General features: G+C 64.3%; 10 protein-coding genes and 1 tRNA gene. 6 read left to right on the plus strand and 5 right to left on the minus strand.

Going from position 1 to position 15,452, the window contains the following annotated elements; genetic code table 11:
* The first annotated feature begins 163 nt into the window (after positions 1 to 163).
* On the plus strand, positions 164 to 823 hold the full coding sequence (locus PCJ49_RS22335) for a DUF882 domain-containing protein (protein ID WP_269912906.1): 660 nt from the start codon (positions 164 to 166) through the stop codon (positions 821 to 823).
* A gap of 18 nt (positions 824 to 841) precedes the next feature.
* On the opposite strand, the gene PCJ49_RS22340 is transcribed toward PCJ49_RS22335, so the two are convergent.
* Entirely contained in the window at positions 842 to 1,939 is a 1,098-nt protein-coding gene (locus PCJ49_RS22340) for a glycosyl hydrolase family 8 (RefSeq protein WP_269912907.1), read from the minus strand.
* Between the two features lie 569 nt (positions 1,940 to 2,508).
* On the opposite strand from PCJ49_RS22340, the gene PCJ49_RS22345 reads away from it, so the two are divergent.
* The 4 genes from PCJ49_RS22345 to bcsD all read left to right on the plus strand — a co-directional run bounded on the left by PCJ49_RS22345 (position 2,509) and on the right by bcsD (position 11,632).
* The gene (locus tag PCJ49_RS22345) at positions 2,509 to 2,910 is read left to right on the plus strand and encodes a hypothetical protein (RefSeq protein ID WP_269912908.1); all 402 of its coding nucleotides are present in this window, start codon (positions 2,509 to 2,511) and stop codon (positions 2,908 to 2,910) included.
* A gap of 142 nt (positions 2,911 to 3,052) precedes the next feature.
* Positions 3,053 to 7,405: a UDP-forming cellulose synthase catalytic subunit gene (gene bcsA / locus PCJ49_RS22350; protein WP_269912909.1), complete on the plus strand. Its 4,353-nt coding sequence runs from the start codon at positions 3,053 to 3,055 to the stop codon at positions 7,403 to 7,405.
* Positions 7,402 to 11,079: a cellulose biosynthesis protein BcsC gene (locus PCJ49_RS22355; RefSeq protein WP_269912910.1), complete on the plus strand. Its 3,678-nt coding sequence runs from the start codon at positions 7,402 to 7,404 to the stop codon at positions 11,077 to 11,079. Before bcsA ends, PCJ49_RS22355 begins: the two co-directional genes overlap by 4 nt.
* 28 nt (positions 11,080 to 11,107) lie before the next feature.
* Entirely contained in the window at positions 11,108 to 11,632 is a 525-nt protein-coding gene (bcsD, locus tag PCJ49_RS22360; RefSeq protein ID WP_269912911.1) for a cellulose biosynthesis protein BcsD, read from the plus strand.
* A gap of 99 nt (positions 11,633 to 11,731) precedes the next feature.
* Here bcsD and PCJ49_RS22365 read toward each other — a convergent pair whose 3' ends face one another.
* From PCJ49_RS22365 to PCJ49_RS22375, 3 genes are all read right to left on the minus strand, one after another.
* Positions 11,732 to 13,222 (minus strand): MAC/perforin domain-containing protein, encoded by a 1,491-nt coding sequence (locus tag PCJ49_RS22365; protein WP_269912912.1) that lies wholly within the window; start codon positions 13,220 to 13,222, stop codon positions 11,732 to 11,734.
* Positions 13,219 to 13,368, minus strand: coding sequence for a hypothetical protein (locus tag PCJ49_RS22370; RefSeq protein WP_269912913.1), 150 nt, complete (start codon positions 13,366 to 13,368; stop codon positions 13,219 to 13,221). Before PCJ49_RS22370 ends, PCJ49_RS22365 begins: the two co-directional genes overlap by 4 nt.
* A gap of 279 nt (positions 13,369 to 13,647) precedes the next feature.
* Positions 13,648 to 13,733: transfer RNA gene (locus PCJ49_RS22375), tRNA-Leu, on the minus strand.
* A 149-nt stretch (positions 13,734 to 13,882) separates the two neighbouring features.
* Between PCJ49_RS22375 and PCJ49_RS22380 the strand changes: the two genes are divergently transcribed.
* Positions 13,883 to 14,416, plus strand: coding sequence for a GNAT family N-acetyltransferase (locus PCJ49_RS22380; protein WP_269912914.1), 534 nt, complete (start codon positions 13,883 to 13,885; stop codon positions 14,414 to 14,416).
* On the opposite strand, the gene PCJ49_RS22385 is transcribed toward PCJ49_RS22380, so the two are convergent.
* Positions 14,409 to 15,341, minus strand: coding sequence for a hypothetical protein (locus tag PCJ49_RS22385; RefSeq protein WP_269912915.1), 933 nt, complete (start codon positions 15,339 to 15,341; stop codon positions 14,409 to 14,411). The genes PCJ49_RS22380 and PCJ49_RS22385 overlap by 8 nt on opposite strands.
* Between the last annotated feature and the right edge of the window lie 111 nt (positions 15,342 to 15,452).

Genomic DNA, 15,452 nt, shown 5'->3' on the forward strand with positions numbered 1-15,452 from the left:
TTAATCCCTGGGGCAATTTGTTGCTTGCCTCCCCCGCCTCGATCTGCCATCACTGCATTCGTGCCCCGCGATTGGCGCGGGGTAAACGCTTTGTTTGTGACAAGGGAGTGTCCCCAGCGCCACGGTTGCAGGGGGCCAGAGAGATCGGGAAAGGGCGAGGGGCATGGTAGAACGGCCGAACACGACCGACCTGGGCGTCAATAATCTTGTCGGACGCGATTCGTCTCTTTCATGTGATACCTCTTCCCCCTTGCCGGAGGCTTCCCGTCGGGGCTTTCTGCGCTCCCTTGGTGGCTTTGTGATGGCGGCGGGTGCCGCCATTGCGCTGCCGACCATCATCACCGACCGCGCCGCCGCCGCCCCGCTGGGCGCCACCCGGCGCGTCGTCTCCTTTGTCTCTCCCCATACCAGGGAGAAGCTGCGCGTCACCTATTTCGCTGACGGGCGTTACCTGCCCACGGCCCTGGCGGACGTGAATGAGATGCTGCGCGATTGGCGCACCGGCGAAAAGGGCCGCATGGACCCCAAGCTGCTGGACCTGCTGTTCCAGTTGCGCCAGCGCCTGCGCACGGAAGAACCGTTCCAGGTCATCTCCGGCTATCGCTGCCCCAAGACCAACGCCATGCTGGCAGCCAAGACCGAGGGTGTGGCGACCAAGAGCCTGCATATGGAAGGCAAGGCGATCGATATCGATCTGCCCAGCCGCCAGTTGGCCCGTATCCGTCAGGCAGCGGTTGATCTGAAGCTGGGCGGTGTGGGCATCTACAGCAAGTCCAGCTTCGTGCATGTGGATACGGGGCGCGTCCGCCATTGGGGCGTCTGACCTCGCTCTCTGACCAGCTTACGGCTTGCCCTGTTCCCGCCGGGCCAGGGCGGCCAGCAGCAGCAGGCTGGCGGAATAGTAATTATCCTCTGCCGTCGGCACCCCGTCGGCGGGTGCTTGCAGCGGCAGATGGTCGGCCGGCAGCACCAGCGCTGCCACGGCGCGAAAGCCATTATGTTCCTGATAATCGGATTGCGCGTCGCTGTGCAGGTTGACCCAACCGGGGATCGACTGGGCCCATAGGGTGCGGTAGGGGGTGGCCAGTTCCCCCCCCAGCAGCCCGGCCCAGGCCAGATAGAGCGGGATGCGCACCGCCTCGTACCCGAAGCGGGGCGGGAAGTCCGGGGCCGGAAACAGTTCCCCATCATCCCCCAGAAACAGCCAGTCGGGCGGTAATTGATAGGTGCCGAAACGGGCGCGACGCAGCAGGGACAGGCCGGCCAGGATGGTCGCCTGCCACAGCGCCGCCCGCTCTGCCCGCCCGGCCTGCTTTTCTGCCGCCGCCAGCTCCCGGAAAGCCGGAAAGACGAAATAGGAAAGATTGACGATGGTGCCGCCATCGCGCTGGAACCCTTGCCGGGCCGGCAGCAGGGCGCGCACCGCCTTCTTGCCATCGCGCAGCAGGGATGTCTCCTGAATGGCGGCTGAAAGCTCCAGCGCTGCCTGCTGATAGGCGCTGTTCTGCCAGCGGCGACCGGCACGCAGCAGCGCCCAGGCGATCAGCAGGTCACCGTCGCTGGCATTGTTGCGATCAGGCACGGGCGGGGTGGCATCGGGCTGCCAGCGCCAGCTGAACAAGCCATCTTCTGGTCGGCGCAGATTGTTCTGCGTCCAGTTCCACAGGCTGTCGAAACTTTCCCGGTCGCCGGCGGCTTCGGCGAACAGCATCCCCCAGCCCTGGCCCTCCGTATGGCTGACACCGCCATTGCCGCTATCCACCACCCGCCCTTCCAGGCGCACGAAGCGGCGACGATAGACAGCCCAGGCGGCCGGAAAATCACCGCTTGCACCTTCGCCTGCCGGTTGTGCCCAGCCGGGGCCGCCGGGGGTGAGCGCAGCCGGGGCAAGGATGGCAAGCATGGTCAGCATCTGACGGCGGGAAGGGGAGACGATCATGACCGTGACGTTTCCAAACGCGGGTGGATACAGGATGGACTATAAACATGCCGATCCGGTCGATGATATGACGGAAAGGTCAGCGACCCCTCGATATATCGCGTTGATATTTGTGCCTTGGATAAGGGGGTGGGGTTTCCTAAAGCTTTTTATTGACATTTTATATATCTTGTTTTGCGTCCTGTTTGGAAAATCAATCCAATTTCCAGATATTTAATGCATTCAAATGAATTCATTAACAGATTGGTCTATTTTTAAAACTTAATTGCCAGAAACTATGAAAATAACTACAATGATTTCAATTAACGGTGAAATATGACGTTTGGCGCTGTTGTCCGGGTAAACGAGTTAAGTTTACCTAGGGTGCCAAGGAATTTTAAGGAATAATTAACCATAAACATACCATTCGCCGGTCGCATGACACTCATTCCCAACTTCGTCATGGAAAACAGTGCGATTTTATTCAGTATAAACAAATGAAATAGATCAATTAATAACGCATTTACGCCTGAATTGGTGTGCCGTGTTGTTAATATACCGTAAACGCAGACAACGGAAGGAGGATGGTGATGGGACGAACCGGCTCTGATATTGCCCGACTTCTGGAACAATCTGAAGTTGACGGATTTGAATATCGGGATTTCGCTTCCGCCTTCGATCTGCAGCTGGAGGAGAAGCTGAAGACGATGGCGGCACCGGTGGAAACACCGGCAACCGCACCGCCAGCACCCGAACCGCCGCCCGTGGCGGCACCCCAACGGCCCGTATTCATCCGGCCGGTCATCCCCGGGGCCGCGCGGACGGAGACGTCACGGCGCAGCGCCCAGCCGTCCCGCGCGGACCGACCGACTGACCGAGTGGCTGACCGACTGGCCGACCGGCCCATTGATGCCCTGTTCCACCGCCTGGCCACCGGCGGGGGAGAGGGTGCGGATCAGAAGCTGCCGGCCCTGTTTGCCCGACTGCGTTAGGTTTCTGGGCCGGGACCGGGCTGCCGGCTGGCGGCCTGTCCTGGCATCGGCTTGATCCCATCCCTTCCCAGATTGCACCGGCCCTGGGGTTTCTGGCCGGCAGCCTGTATTTTGCCCTGGCGGTGCCTGTGCCATGAAAGCAATGACGCTTCTGTTCGAACGCTGGGCCGACCGGCCGGCATTGTTGCGGGTGCTGCTGCTGCTGGGTTTGCTGCTGTCCATCCCGCTGATTGCCGTGCCGATGCCGTTGCCAGCGCAGATGGTGGTTTCTTTCGGGGCGGTGGCTTTGCTGCTGCTGCTGTCGCGCCGGGCCGGCCGGCGCTGGAGCCTGCTGATGATGGCGGTCTCTGCCCTGCTCAGCTCCCGATACCTGTGGTGGCGCATCACCGAAACCATGGGCATGGCGGATGGCACCCAGACCCTGCTGGGTCTCGGGCTGCTGCTGGCGGAGATTTATGCCTGGGTGGTGATGCTGCTTGGCTATGTACAAAGCGCCTGGCCGCTGGGGCGCAAGCCGGTGCCGCTGCCGGCCGATCTGGCCGCCTGGCCGCATGTCGATGTGATGATCCCCACCTATAATGAAAGCCTGGAGATCGTGCGCAACACGGTCTGGGCCGCATTGGATATGGACTGGCCGCGCGACCGGCTGCATGTGCATCTGCTGGATGATGGCGACCGGCCGGAATTCCGCGAATTCGCCGCCCGCTGTGGCGTCAACTACATCGCGCGGCCGGACAATCGCCATGCCAAGGCCGGTAATCTCAACCATGCGCTGGCCCAGACCGACGCGCCCTTCATTGCCATTTTCGACTGCGATCATGTGCCCAACCGGGCCTTCTTGCAGATGACCATGGGCGGCTTCCTGAACGAACAGAGGCTGGCCCTGGTACAGACGCCCCACCATTTCTATTCGCCCGATCCGGTGCAGCGAAACCTGAAGCCCGGCCGCCGGCTGGCCAATGAAGGGCTGCTGTTCTATGGGCTGGTGCAGGATGGCAATGACCTGTGGGACAGCGCGTTTTTCTGTGGTTCCTGCGCCGTGCTGCGGCGTGAGGCGCTGGTGGATATTGGCGGCTTCGCCGTGGAGACGGTGACGGAGGATGCGCACACTGCCCTGCGCCTGCACCGCCATGGCTGGACCAGTGCCTATCTGCGGCTGCCGCTGGCCGCCGGCCTGGCCACGGAAACCCTGTCGGCGCATCTGGGCCAGCGGGCGCGCTGGGCGCGCGGCATGAACCAGATTTTCCGCACAGACAACCCGCTGTTCGGCCGGGGCCTCGGCTGGGGGCAGCGCCTCTGTTACCTGAACGCGATGCTGCATTTCTTCTTCCCCCTGCCGCGCATCGTGGTGCTGACGGCGCCGCTGGCCTATCTGGTGCTGAACATCAATGTCATGGTGGCCTCGGCGGTGATGGTGGTGGGCTATGCCGGCCCGCATCTGTTGATGGCGGTGGCCACCAACCACCGGCTTCAGGGCCGCTATCGCAGCCTGTTCTGGGGCGAGGTCTATGAGACGATCCTGGCCTTCCATCTGCTGATCCCGACGCTGGTGACCCTGATCAATCCCAAGAAGGGGCGGTTCAACGTCACGGATAAGGGCGGGCTGCTGGGTTTCGGCTTTTTCGACCGCCGCTCCGTGCTGCCCCAGATCGTCACCATCCTGCTGCTGCTGGCCGGCTATGGCTGGGGCATTTTCCGCGCCGCCACCGACGGGCTGGCGGAGGGCGAACTGGGCGTGCTGCTGATCAACATGTTCTGGGCCTGGTTCAATATCATGATCCTGGGGGCAGCGGCGGCCACCGGCCTGGAAAAGCGCCAGGCCCGCCGGCATGTGCGCATTGGTCTGCGTCTGCCGCTGACCCTGCATCTGCCCGATGGCCGGCAGGTGCAGGGGGTGGCCAATGATATTTCCATGGGCGGGGCCAATCTCTGCCTGCCGATGAAACAGCCACCGGCCCCTGCCGGCACGGAGATCAAGGTGGAGCTGAACCTGCGCGGGCGTCCGCTGCTGTTGCCGGCCCAGGTGATGGCCGATGCCACCAACGCCACCCGCCTGCGCTTTGCCGATCTGGATGAAATGCATCTGCGTCTGCTGGTGCTGGCCACCTTTGGCCGGGCCGATGCCTGGCTGGATTGGGATCAGGTGGAAGAGGCGGGGCCGATGCGGTCGCTGCGGCGCATCCTGTCCAGTGCCATTGACCTGTTCGCGCATTGGCTGCGCCGGCCCGCCGGCCGGGCCTCGGCCGCCCTGCTGGCCGGTCTGGGGCTGCTGACCCTGATGGCGGTGCTGCCGCCCGCCGCCCTGGCGGCCGGGGCGGCCGATCCGCTGACCGCCGCCAACAGCCGGCAGGAGGTGCTGCCCCTGTCCAGCATGGCACCGGAAGGGGCGCTGACGCTGCGGGGCGTGCTGGACCGGCGCGGGCTGGATTTTACCATCCGCCGGGATGAGGTGGTGACGGCGGCCGCCCTGCGCCTCAGCCTGGGCAATTCCCCGGCCCTGCTGTCGCCCTTGAGCCACCTGCAGGTGTCGGTGAATGGGGAGATGGTGGGCAATGTCGCCTTCTCCCCCCAGACGGCGGAAGGGCAGGTGGTGGAAATCCCCATCGACCCGATGGTGCTGCGCCAGGAAAACCGCATCGGGCTGGAATTTGTCGGCCATTACACCAATGGCTGCGAAGATCCCCAGCATTCCAGCCTTTGGGCCATGGTCAATGCCAATTCCGCCCTGCGCCTGTCCTTGCAGCGGCTGGCCTTGACCACCGATCTGTCGCTGCTGCCCCGGCCCTTCTTTGATGATCATGATCGAAGGGCCCTGAACCTGCCCTTCGTTCTGGGGGCCACCCCCTCGGATGCGGTGTTGCGGGCGGCGGGAATTGTGGCGTCCTGGTTTGGCGCGGCGGCGGATTTCCGCCCGGCCCATTTCCCCGCCTATGGCGACCAGTTGCCCGATGATCATGCCGTGATTGTCGCCATGCCGCAGACATTGCCACCCGGCCTGGATGCCGGCCCGGTGGAAGGGCCGACCATTGCCGTCATCCCCAACCCGCTGTCACCCAACCACCGGCTGCTGCTGGTGCTGGGCCGCACGGAGGAGGAAATGACGGCCGCCGCCCTGGCGCTGGCGCTGGGCGGGGCCGGCGGGTTGACGGGGGAGCGGGCCACGGTGCGTGCCCCTGTGCCCTCTGCCCGTGAACCCTATGATGCGCCGCGCTGGATTCCCACCGGCCGCACCGTGCGGCTGAGCGAGCTGGCGACGCCCAGCCAGTTGCAGGGCCAGGGGCTGCGGCCCGGCCCGGTGCGGATTTCCTTTGCCATGGCGCCCGACCTGTTCGTCTGGCGCGGGCGGGGCGTGCCGCTGACCGTGCGCTATCGCTATCCCGGCGGCAATTGGCTGGATCTGGCACAGTCGCGCCTGGATATCTCCCTGAACGGGGTCTATGTCGACAGCCTGAAACTGCGCGAAGACCGGCTGACCGACTGGTTCCGCACCGAATTGCTGGATGATTACCAGCGCCGCGAACGGCCGGTGCGGCTGCCGCCCTACCTGTTCTATGGCCGTAACCGGCTGGAGCTGTTCTACAATCTCTATCCGGTCAATCGCGGCGAATGCCAGCCGACCATCCCGGACAATCTGCGCACCGTCATCGATCCCGATACGGAGATCGACCTTTCCAACGTGGCGCATTTCACCACCCTGCCCAACCTGTCGCTGCTGGCCGGGGCCGGTTTCCCCTATACCCGCATGGCCGATCTGGGGGAGACGCTGCTGCTGCTGCCCGAACAGCCGCAGGCAGCGGATGTGGAAGCGGCACTGGATTTCCTGGGGCTGGCGGGGGCGGCCACCGGCTATCCGGTAACGCGGGTGCAGTTCCGTCGCGGCACCGTAAGCGATTCTGTGCTGCGGGACCGCGATCTGGTGCTGATCGGCGATTTCGCCCGCCAGCCGCTGTTGCAGCGCTGGGCCGACCGGGCGCCGGCGCGTCCCCAGGGCGGGGCCGTGGCCTTGAACACCATCAGCCCGCTGGAACGGATCAGCAGCGCCCTGAACGACGATCCGGTCGCGGCCGGCAACGGCACGCGGCAGGAGGCCGAACGCGCGCTGGTGGATCAGACGGGTGATCTGGGCATCCTGATGTCCTTCCAGTCACCCGTGACGGCGGGGCGCACGGTGGTGGCTGTCACCGGCACGTCACCGGCGCTGCTGCCGCGTCTGGTGGGGGCGCTGCGCCAGCCCACCCAGGCGGAAAAGGTGCAGGGCGATCTGGTGATCCTGAATGGCGGGGAACTGCGCAGCTTCCAGCTCGGCCCCCGCTATTGGGTTGGCCAGCTGGATCCCTGGACCAAGGCGCTCTGGTTCGCCTCGCGTCACTGGCCGCTGGCGTTGCTGACCAGTCTGCTGGGGGTGGGGCTGTTCACAGTGACCGCTTCGGCGCTGTTGCGACGCCGGGCACGGCAACGGCTGGCAGCGTTCGCCGCCCGGGAGAAGCAGTCATGAAGAAGCTATTTGTCGGCCTGTTGCTCTCGTTGCTGCTGATCGGGGCGCCGCTGCCGGTACTGGCTGCCGATGATGCCATCGGCCTGTTGCTGCAGAAGGCCGAATATTGGTCGCGCCGCGACCGGCCCGATCTGGCGCGGGAGGCGTTGAACACCATCCTGACCACCGATCCGGGCAATGTGCAGGCGCTGGCCCGGCTGGCAGAGCTGGAGGCTGACCAGGGTAACCGTGCCCGTGCCGACGCGTTGCTGGGTGAACTGGCCCGCCAGCAGCCGGCGGGTGGGGAGACGCAGCGGGCCGCCAGCCAGGCCGTCAATCTGGCCAGCAACCGCCAGACCCTGTTGACGGAGGCGCGGCGGCTGGCCCGCACCGGCGATGCTGCCGGGGCCGTGGCCAAGTACAAGGAAAGCTTTGGCGGGCCGGAGGTGCCGGCCGGGCTGGCGCTGGAATATTACCAGACCCTGGCCGGCACCCCGGCCGGCTGGGATCAGGCGCGTGACGGGCTGGCCCGTCTGGCCGATGCGCCCAAGGCGGGGCAGCCGGAAAAGCTGGCCTATGCCAAGGTGCTGACCTACCGCGAGGCCAGTCGCCGCGACGGGATCGCCCGGCTGGCCGCCCTGGCCCAGAACGGGCCGCTGTCGCCCGATGCCAAGGGGGCCTGGCGGGAAGCACTGATCTGGCTGGAGGCGCAGGAACGCGACCGCCCGCTTTATGATGCCTATCTGGCCATGGTACCGGGTGACAAGCCGGTGGCCGACCGGCTGGCCCTGGCGACGCGACCGGGTTCGGTGGCCGGGCGGTCGCGCGCCGCCGGCTATGCCGCGCTGGAGAAAGGCGATTTGGCGACGGCCGACCGCCAGTTCAACGCCGCGCTGAGCGAGGATGCCAAGGATGCGGAGGCGCGCGCCGGGCTGGGGCTGGTGCGTCTGCGCCAGGAACGCTTTGCGGAGGCACGTGACCTGCTGGAAGCTGCCGCCAAGGCCGAACCGACCGCAGCAGCCAAATGGCGCGCGGCGCTGGACAGCGCCGGATTCTGGCAAGCCATGGCCCAGGCGCGCAGCCAGCGCGATGCCGGCCGGCTGGATGAAGCGGCGGCCAAGGTGCGCCCGCTGACGGCAAAGGGGGGTGCTGATGGGCGCGCCGCCTGGCTGCTGCTGGCGGATATTGAGGAACGGCGCGGCGACGGATCGGCGGCCGAACGGGCCTGGCGCACCGTGCTGGCCGCTGATCCCAATAATGCCGATGCGCTGAACGGGCTGAGCGGCAGCCTGCTGCGGCAAGGGCGGGACGGGGAGGCGCGCGACCTGCTGGCCAGCCTGTCGCCCGCCGTTGCCGCCCGCCTGCCCAGCTATCCACGGATGCGGGCCGGCATCATCCGCGCCGATGCCATGGCCAAGGCGGCGGCTGGTGATGCGGCCGGGGCGCGCAGCCTTTATGCCGAGGCGCTGGCCATCACGCCGGGTGACGCTTGGCTGCGGCTGGATTATGCCCGCCTGCTGCTGCGCCAGAATGAGGCGGCCATGGCGGAAAACCTGATGGCGCTGGCCTTGCCGGAAAGCGGGCCCGCTGATGCCGCCGCCCTGCACGCGGTTGCGCTGTTTGAGAGCGAGCGGCGCAACTGGGCTGCCGTCGGGCCGCTGCTGGACCGGATTCCAGCCCGTGAAATGACGCCCGAATTGCGCGACCTGCGCCAGCGATCCCAGATGGAAGCGGCGATTGCTGAGGCCAAGCGCTTTGGCCCAATGGCCCGTGACCGGCTGCTGGCCCTGCGCGCCCAGGCCACGGGGCCGGAAACGCGCGGTGCCCTGGCGGCTGCCCTGGCTGATGCCGGTGCTATGCCGGAAGGGCTGGCGCTGCTGCGGCCGGAATTGCTGCGGCCCCAGGTCTCCCCGGCGGCCCAGGTGCAATATGCGCTGCTGCTGTTGAAGGCGAAACAGCGGCCGGATGCTGCCGCCATCCTGCGCCAGCTGGAGATGCGGGCCGACCTGTCCGCCACCGAGCGGGAGGCGGTGGAGGCCCTGCGCACGGCCATGGCGGTGGACAGCGCCGACGAGGCGCGCCAGCAGCGCAACTATGCCGATGCCTTTGATGCGCTGGCCCCGCTGTTCCGCGACCGGCCCAGCGATCCGGTGCTGACCCAGGCCCTGGCCCGGCTGTATCAGAGTGCCGATCGGCCGGGCGATGCGCTGGCCCTGTATGAAGGGCTGCTGCGTCGGGAACCGGATAATGTGGATGCCGCCCAGGCCGCCGCCGACGCGGCGCTGGCTGCGGGCAAGCCGGCCCGCGCCCAGGCCATCGTCACCGCCGCCCTGCGCCGCGCGCCGGATGATGCCGCCTTGATGCTGCGTCAGGCCCAGTTGCTGCGCGCCGATGGCAATGACCGTGCGGCGCTGGCCAGTTTGAACCGGGCCCGTAATGGACGGCTGGCAACCTTGACCGATACGGGGGCGACACCACAGAGCGCACCCAACAACCCGTTCCGTAACAAGGCGGAATCCGTGGCGGCCGCCGTGCCGGAGGATGGCTTGCTGGTGGCCATCGAAGCAGAGCGCGACGCCACCCGTACCGCCCTGGCCCCACAGCTTTTCGCCGAAGGGGGCTTGCGCACCCGGTCCGGCAGCGGCGGCAGCAGCCGCTTGATGGAGATGACGGCCACGGCCGGCGCCTCCCTGCCGCTGTTCGGTGGTGACCGCCTGACCGCCAAGGCAACCGCCGTGCGGCTGGATGCTGGTGGCTTTGGCAACGGGGCGGAAGCCTGGCGTCTTTTCGGCAGCGGAATGTTCCGGGATGTTGACAATGCCCTGAAACCGGCCGACCAGCAGGATCAGGGTGTCGCCTTCAATCTGGCTTATCAGCGCGGCAGCTTCCAGTTGGATATCGGTTCCACCCCGCTGGGGCTGGAAAAGACCCGGCTGGAAGGCGGGATCAGCTGGCAGCCGCATCTGACCGATGCGCTGCAACTGCGGCTGAAGGCCGAACGCCGTCCGGTGACCGACAGCCTGCTCTCCTATGGTGGCGCGCGCGACCCGCTGACAGGGGAACGCTGGGGCGCCATCGACAGCACGGGCGGCAGCATCGGCGCCGTCTATGATACCGGGTTGATCGGCTTTTATGCCGATATCAACTATGCCAGTCTGAAGGGCATCAATGTCGCCGACAATGACAAGCTGGAGGCCAGCCTGGGCGGCTTCCTGCGCCTGATGCGCACACCCACTTCAGAGCTGACGCTGGGCGCCAACCTGACCAGCATGGCCTATGACCGCAATCTGCGCCATTTCAGCTTTGGCCATGGCGGCTATTTCAGTCCGCAGGAATTCTATGCCGTCACCTTCCCGGTGGAATATCGCGGGCAGGAAGGCGATCTGAAATACCGGCTGGGGGCCGGGATCGGGATGCGCTATTTCCGCGAAGACGGGGTGGAACTGTTCCCGACCGACAGCAACCGGCAGAAAGCCCTGTTGGCCCTGGTGCCGGACCGGGTTAAAACCGATCCGGCCTTCGCCACCGGCTATGCCGGCCAGTCCAGTACGGGCATCGGCTATAATCTGGAGGGATCGCTGGAATATCGTCTGGCCACGGGCATTGCCCTGACGGGTACGGTGAAGCTGCGCCGGGCCGCCGATTGGACGGAGGGGGCGGGGCTGGTCGGGCTGCGCGCCTCCATCGGGGATTGACGGCCATGGTCACATGAGGATGCAGGGAATGTTTGAGAAGATGCTGTTCAACAAGCGCCCGACCGCCCCGTCGCTGGATGAGGGGACCGTTCGCACGTTGGAACACTTCGTCAGCCATTCCTGTGTGCCGCAATGGCGGACCCTGCTGGCGGTACTGACCCAGGATGTGGCCCTGTTGCTGGACTTGCCAGAGGCGCAGACGCGCTTTTACCGCACGGTGGGCACGCGGCTGGCCGATGTCACGCCGCTGCCGCCCTGCACCAGCCTGTCAGAGGTGCAGATGGCGGCATCAGTGCTGTGGCGGGAAATCGGCTGGGGTTGGGTGGAATTCACCGATGCGGGCAATGTGCTGCACATCACCCATGGTGCCTATCCGGTGCCGATGCTGCCCGACCAGCCGGCCGAGATGCCATCCTGGCTGGCCCATGTGCTGGAAGGCACCTATTCGCGCTGGCTGCAACAGCTAGGCGGCGATGGTCTTGTCGCCCGCTGGCGTAACCTGGACGCCGAAGCAGGAACGCCCTTCCTGTTCGATGTCGGGCGGTTTGAATAGCCCCCAATCCCGGCGAGGAAACGAACCGGGATTGGGGGCATCACGCCGTGGTTCCTTTGCAAAGCCAGGGGACGGTACCGCCCCCTGATACAGGTGGGATCAGGTAAGGACATTGTTGGTACGCATCCGTGACAGACAATAGACGTTCAGCAACGGGGTCTGTGGGGCGCCATAGCCTTGGCAGGCGAAGAAGGTTCCAGCCGTAACCCCATCGCCTTTGTTGGCGGGGACGATATCCCAGATCGCCCCATCCGCCTTCGACCCGCTGCCCTGGTCATTCCAGGCCAGGGAACCCGAGGTGGCATCGACCACCAAGGATTCATGCACGCAGACGAACCCCTCCGTTTCCTCGGGGGAGGGTGGATTATAGTCCGCGACTCCGAAACGGGCCAGATGGCCCAGGGCGACATACCCCACCGGTGCAATGGGGCGCCAAAGCGAGTAGTCTCGATCCGCCCCGGATCCCTTGTCGTTCCAGACCGGCTCCCACCCCACCGGCGGTGCCACCGCCTGTGGGTGCGACGGTCTGACGATGATGACAGCACTTCCCGCTTCCAGTTGACCATAGTTGCTCTGTGCGGATTGGCCGACCCAGCTATACTCACCCAGCCCCGCCGCCAAGGGCCGGAAAAAACTGACATCGCGGGAAGCGCCGCTGCCCTGGTCAGAACCGCACCCCTCAAGATTGGTCAGCCGCCGGTACTCCAGCCGAAACTTCAAGTTATTGGTGAAATATTGCTGGAGTGCGGCACGGCGGCTGTCATTCGTGCACAGCTCCCAGATCGGGGCGAGGCTGTTGCCGTCAAAGTCGCACAAGACAGGAGTTTTCGGGATGGTTGCTGCCCAGGCCTGGAATGCCGTAGGCCCGTTCATGACCGTTCCCCACAGAGAACTGGTACCGCCGACGCAGAAAGAGTTGGTGCTGCTGTTGGAGGCGAAGGTGTCAAGCTGGGTAAGATGACTGTCTTTCTCCTTGGCGGTAATGCTGCCGCGGATTGATTTATACGACAGCTCAGCCGCGACTTGAAGATCGGTGCTCTTCTGGAATGCTGTACTCAGTACAGTGGAATAGGCGTCCGCCCTGCCGCCGACGATGACGTTTTTCAAATAATGGGTGCCATATTTGTTGAACAGCTTGGCCGGCGGCAGGCCGTTTAAGTCCTGTTCGAATTCCGGTCGCAAGGGGGGCGTCTGTAGATCGAACCCCACTTTCCACAGGGGATTCACCCACATCACAGAGACAAAGGATTGGTCGGTACTTTTTCGGCTGGATTCGCTAAAATTTACCGATATGGATGCCGAGAAAAATCCGTAATCACCGGAAAGTCCTGTTTGACTGCTGAAATTTGTTGAATATGAGCTGACGCTCCTTCCGGAGGAGAATTTTGTATATGCTTGATTTAAGATTTCAACGACCACAAAATTATTTGAATATAAATATTCATTTTCTCCAAATGTAAATTTTTTTGTGTTATCCGTCAATTTCCAATCAAAAAGTTGTAGTCCGCAACTTAGTGGGTTGGCGTATAAATCAAAAACATCGTACGATTGGCCAAGGTTTGCCAGTCCGGGCAACAGGGTGTTGCTCATCTCACATGCTCCTTTTTGGATTTTCTGCTCTTGTCATGGAAGTGGCGTACCGCCATTTTTTCCACCTTAGCGATAAAAATCATATTACCAGCAGCTAAAAGCTGCAATATGTTTTGTGAGAAAATTTTAGATTTCATAAAACTCATAAAACAACATCCTGGGGATGAGATTACCCGCAGGTCAGGTCGTTTGAAATGCTGTTGGGTTTTGTCTGCCGGCCCACCGGGCCCGACCATGGTGATACCGCCACGGGGCCCATGATGTTGACCTTCGCGCCGTCGCCGGCGCCATCATCCTTAGGCTTGGAATAATGCCACCGCTTCCGGGTTGTTCAGCCAAAGCAGACAAGGGGCGAGGCGGGCGAGTTGGTAAATCCACTTTTGTTCTCATCTGGGTGAGAATGGATTTACCCAATAAAATCAATTTGGTGCCCGCTGCCGGACTCGAACCGGCACGCCCCGGAGGACAAGAGATTTTAAGTCTCTGGCGTCTACCATTCCGCCAAGCGGGCATCCATGGCGGGGGACCGTAGCCGAACGGGTGGGGGGATGGCAAGGGCGTGTGATGCGGGAATGTGGCGCAACCCTCGTTTTCCCGTCGCTTCCATCGCCCCGCCGGGGTAGATGGGGCATCGGCCAGCAACCGGGGAGCCCGAATGCCATGTTGATCCGTGATGCCAACCCGGCGGATGCCGGGGCGATTGCCGCCATCTATAATGATGCCGTGGCCCATACCACCGCCATCTGGAATGAAACATTGGTGGATGCGGCCAACCGTGTGGCCTGGATGGCAGACCGGCAGCGGCTGGGCTATCCGGTGCTGGTGGCGGTGGATGACACGGATGGCACCGTGCTGGGCTATGCTTCCTTCGGGGATTGGCGGGCCTTTGACGGTTACCGCCACACGGTGGAACATTCCGTCTATGTGCGCGGTGACCGGCGGCGGGGCGGCATCGGCCGGACCCTGATGCTGGCCCTGATCGGGCGGGCCCGGGCGTTGGGCAAACATGTGATGGTGGCGGGGATCGAGGCGGGCAATGCCGCCTCCATCCGCTTGCACCTGGAATTGGGCTTCAGCCAGGTGGGGCTGATGCCGCAGGTGGGGGCCAAGTTTGGCCGTTGGCTGGACCTGGCCTTCCTGCAATTGCTGCTGGATGAGAATCCCCAGCCGCCGTTGCGGGAACGGCTCAGCTGAGGGCGGCGGTTTCAGCCCCGCTGGTCTTGGCGGGGCCGATGGCGGCCAGGCCCAGTTCGGTCTTGCGGAAGATGGCATCGACGGCCTGCTGAATCTCTTCCTTATTCTGCGTCGCCATGTCGCCATCCGGCTTGCCCAGGGCCTTGCCTTTCCGGCGCGTCTGTTCCTTGGCCTCTGCCTGTTCCGTCTGATTTTCCTCTTTGGCGGCGGCGGTGACGCCACTGTCGCGTTTGCGGTTGGTCAGGCGCAGGGTTTCGCGCCACATCTTCTCATCATCCGATGGCGGGGCAGCGTCGGCCTGCATCAGCTTGGCCCCCATGCCCTCCACATCCAGACTCAAGCCCTCATCGCCAAGTGTGAAACCCTTGGCGCCATCGATCTTGGCGGCGGCGGCGAGCAGGTTCTTGTTGGCCTGTTCGCCCGAGGTGCCAGCATTTACTTGCTTGTACCAGCCCTGCACGGCATAGCCATGTTCCATCAGCTGGGCGTCGGAAACCAGCTTGTTCAGCCGCTGTTTCAGCTCCGGCTGGTTATCCAGCGCCTTGCGGATGTCGCCGGCGCGCGGGTCGCTGTCAGGGACGGTGACATTGCCGCTCGGGTCGGTCGAAAATTCAATGGGCGGCGTGGTCTTGATGCCAGCAATGGCCAGCGTCATGCTCAACTCATCCCCCAGCTGCTTTTTATCGGCGGCCACACTGTCGGCGGAGGGCATGGCCAGGGCCGTCAAGGGCCCCAGCGTGCTGCCACCGGTGCCGGTCAGGCCCCCCTTCTGGCCCGTCTTGGTGCTGTCACCGCTCACGCTGCTGGTGCTGCTGGTACCCGTGCTGGCGTCGGTATCCGCCACCCCCTGGCTGGCCTTGATGGCGGCGGTTTCCGTTGCGGGTTGCCAGCGCGTGCGGCTGGCGAGCAAGGACCGGATATCCATGGTCATTTCCTGCTGCTGCCGGGCAAATTTTGCCCATCACCAGGGGGCAGGCTTTGCCGGCCACACCCTGGCAGGGAAGGGGGAGAATTCAGCTGATCCGGCGGCTTCCCC

Origin of the sequence: Niveispirillum sp. BGYR6 (assembly GCF_027568365.1) — a bacterium.
Lineage (GTDB): Bacteria > Pseudomonadota > Alphaproteobacteria > Azospirillales > Azospirillaceae > Niveispirillum.

What these genes read in the sequence shown, in the direction of transcription:
- PCJ49_RS22335 (WP_269912906.1), top strand. Translation starts at nt 164, where the DNA reads ATGGTAGAACGGCCGAACACGACCGACCTGGGCGTCAATAATCTTGTC.
- PCJ49_RS22340 (WP_269912907.1), bottom strand. Translation starts at nt 1,939, where the DNA reads ATGATCGTCTCCCCTTCCCGCCGTCAGATGCTGACCATGCTTGCCATC.
- PCJ49_RS22345 (WP_269912908.1), top strand. Translation starts at nt 2,509, where the DNA reads ATGGGACGAACCGGCTCTGATATTGCCCGACTTCTGGAACAATCTGAA.
- bcsA (WP_269912909.1), top strand. Translation starts at nt 3,053, where the DNA reads ATGACGCTTCTGTTCGAACGCTGGGCCGACCGGCCGGCATTGTTGCGG.
- PCJ49_RS22355 (WP_269912910.1), top strand. Translation starts at nt 7,402, where the DNA reads ATGAAGAAGCTATTTGTCGGCCTGTTGCTCTCGTTGCTGCTGATCGGG.
- bcsD (WP_269912911.1), top strand. Translation starts at nt 11,108, where the DNA reads ATGTTTGAGAAGATGCTGTTCAACAAGCGCCCGACCGCCCCGTCGCTG.
- PCJ49_RS22365 (WP_269912912.1), bottom strand. Translation starts at nt 13,222, where the DNA reads ATGAGCAACACCCTGTTGCCCGGACTGGCAAACCTTGGCCAATCGTAC.
- PCJ49_RS22370 (WP_269912913.1), bottom strand. Translation starts at nt 13,368, where the DNA reads ATGAGTTTTATGAAATCTAAAATTTTCTCACAAAACATATTGCAGCTT.
- PCJ49_RS22380 (WP_269912914.1), top strand. Translation starts at nt 13,883, where the DNA reads ATGTTGATCCGTGATGCCAACCCGGCGGATGCCGGGGCGATTGCCGCC.
- PCJ49_RS22385 (WP_269912915.1), bottom strand. Translation starts at nt 15,341, where the DNA reads ATGGATATCCGGTCCTTGCTCGCCAGCCGCACGCGCTGGCAACCCGCA.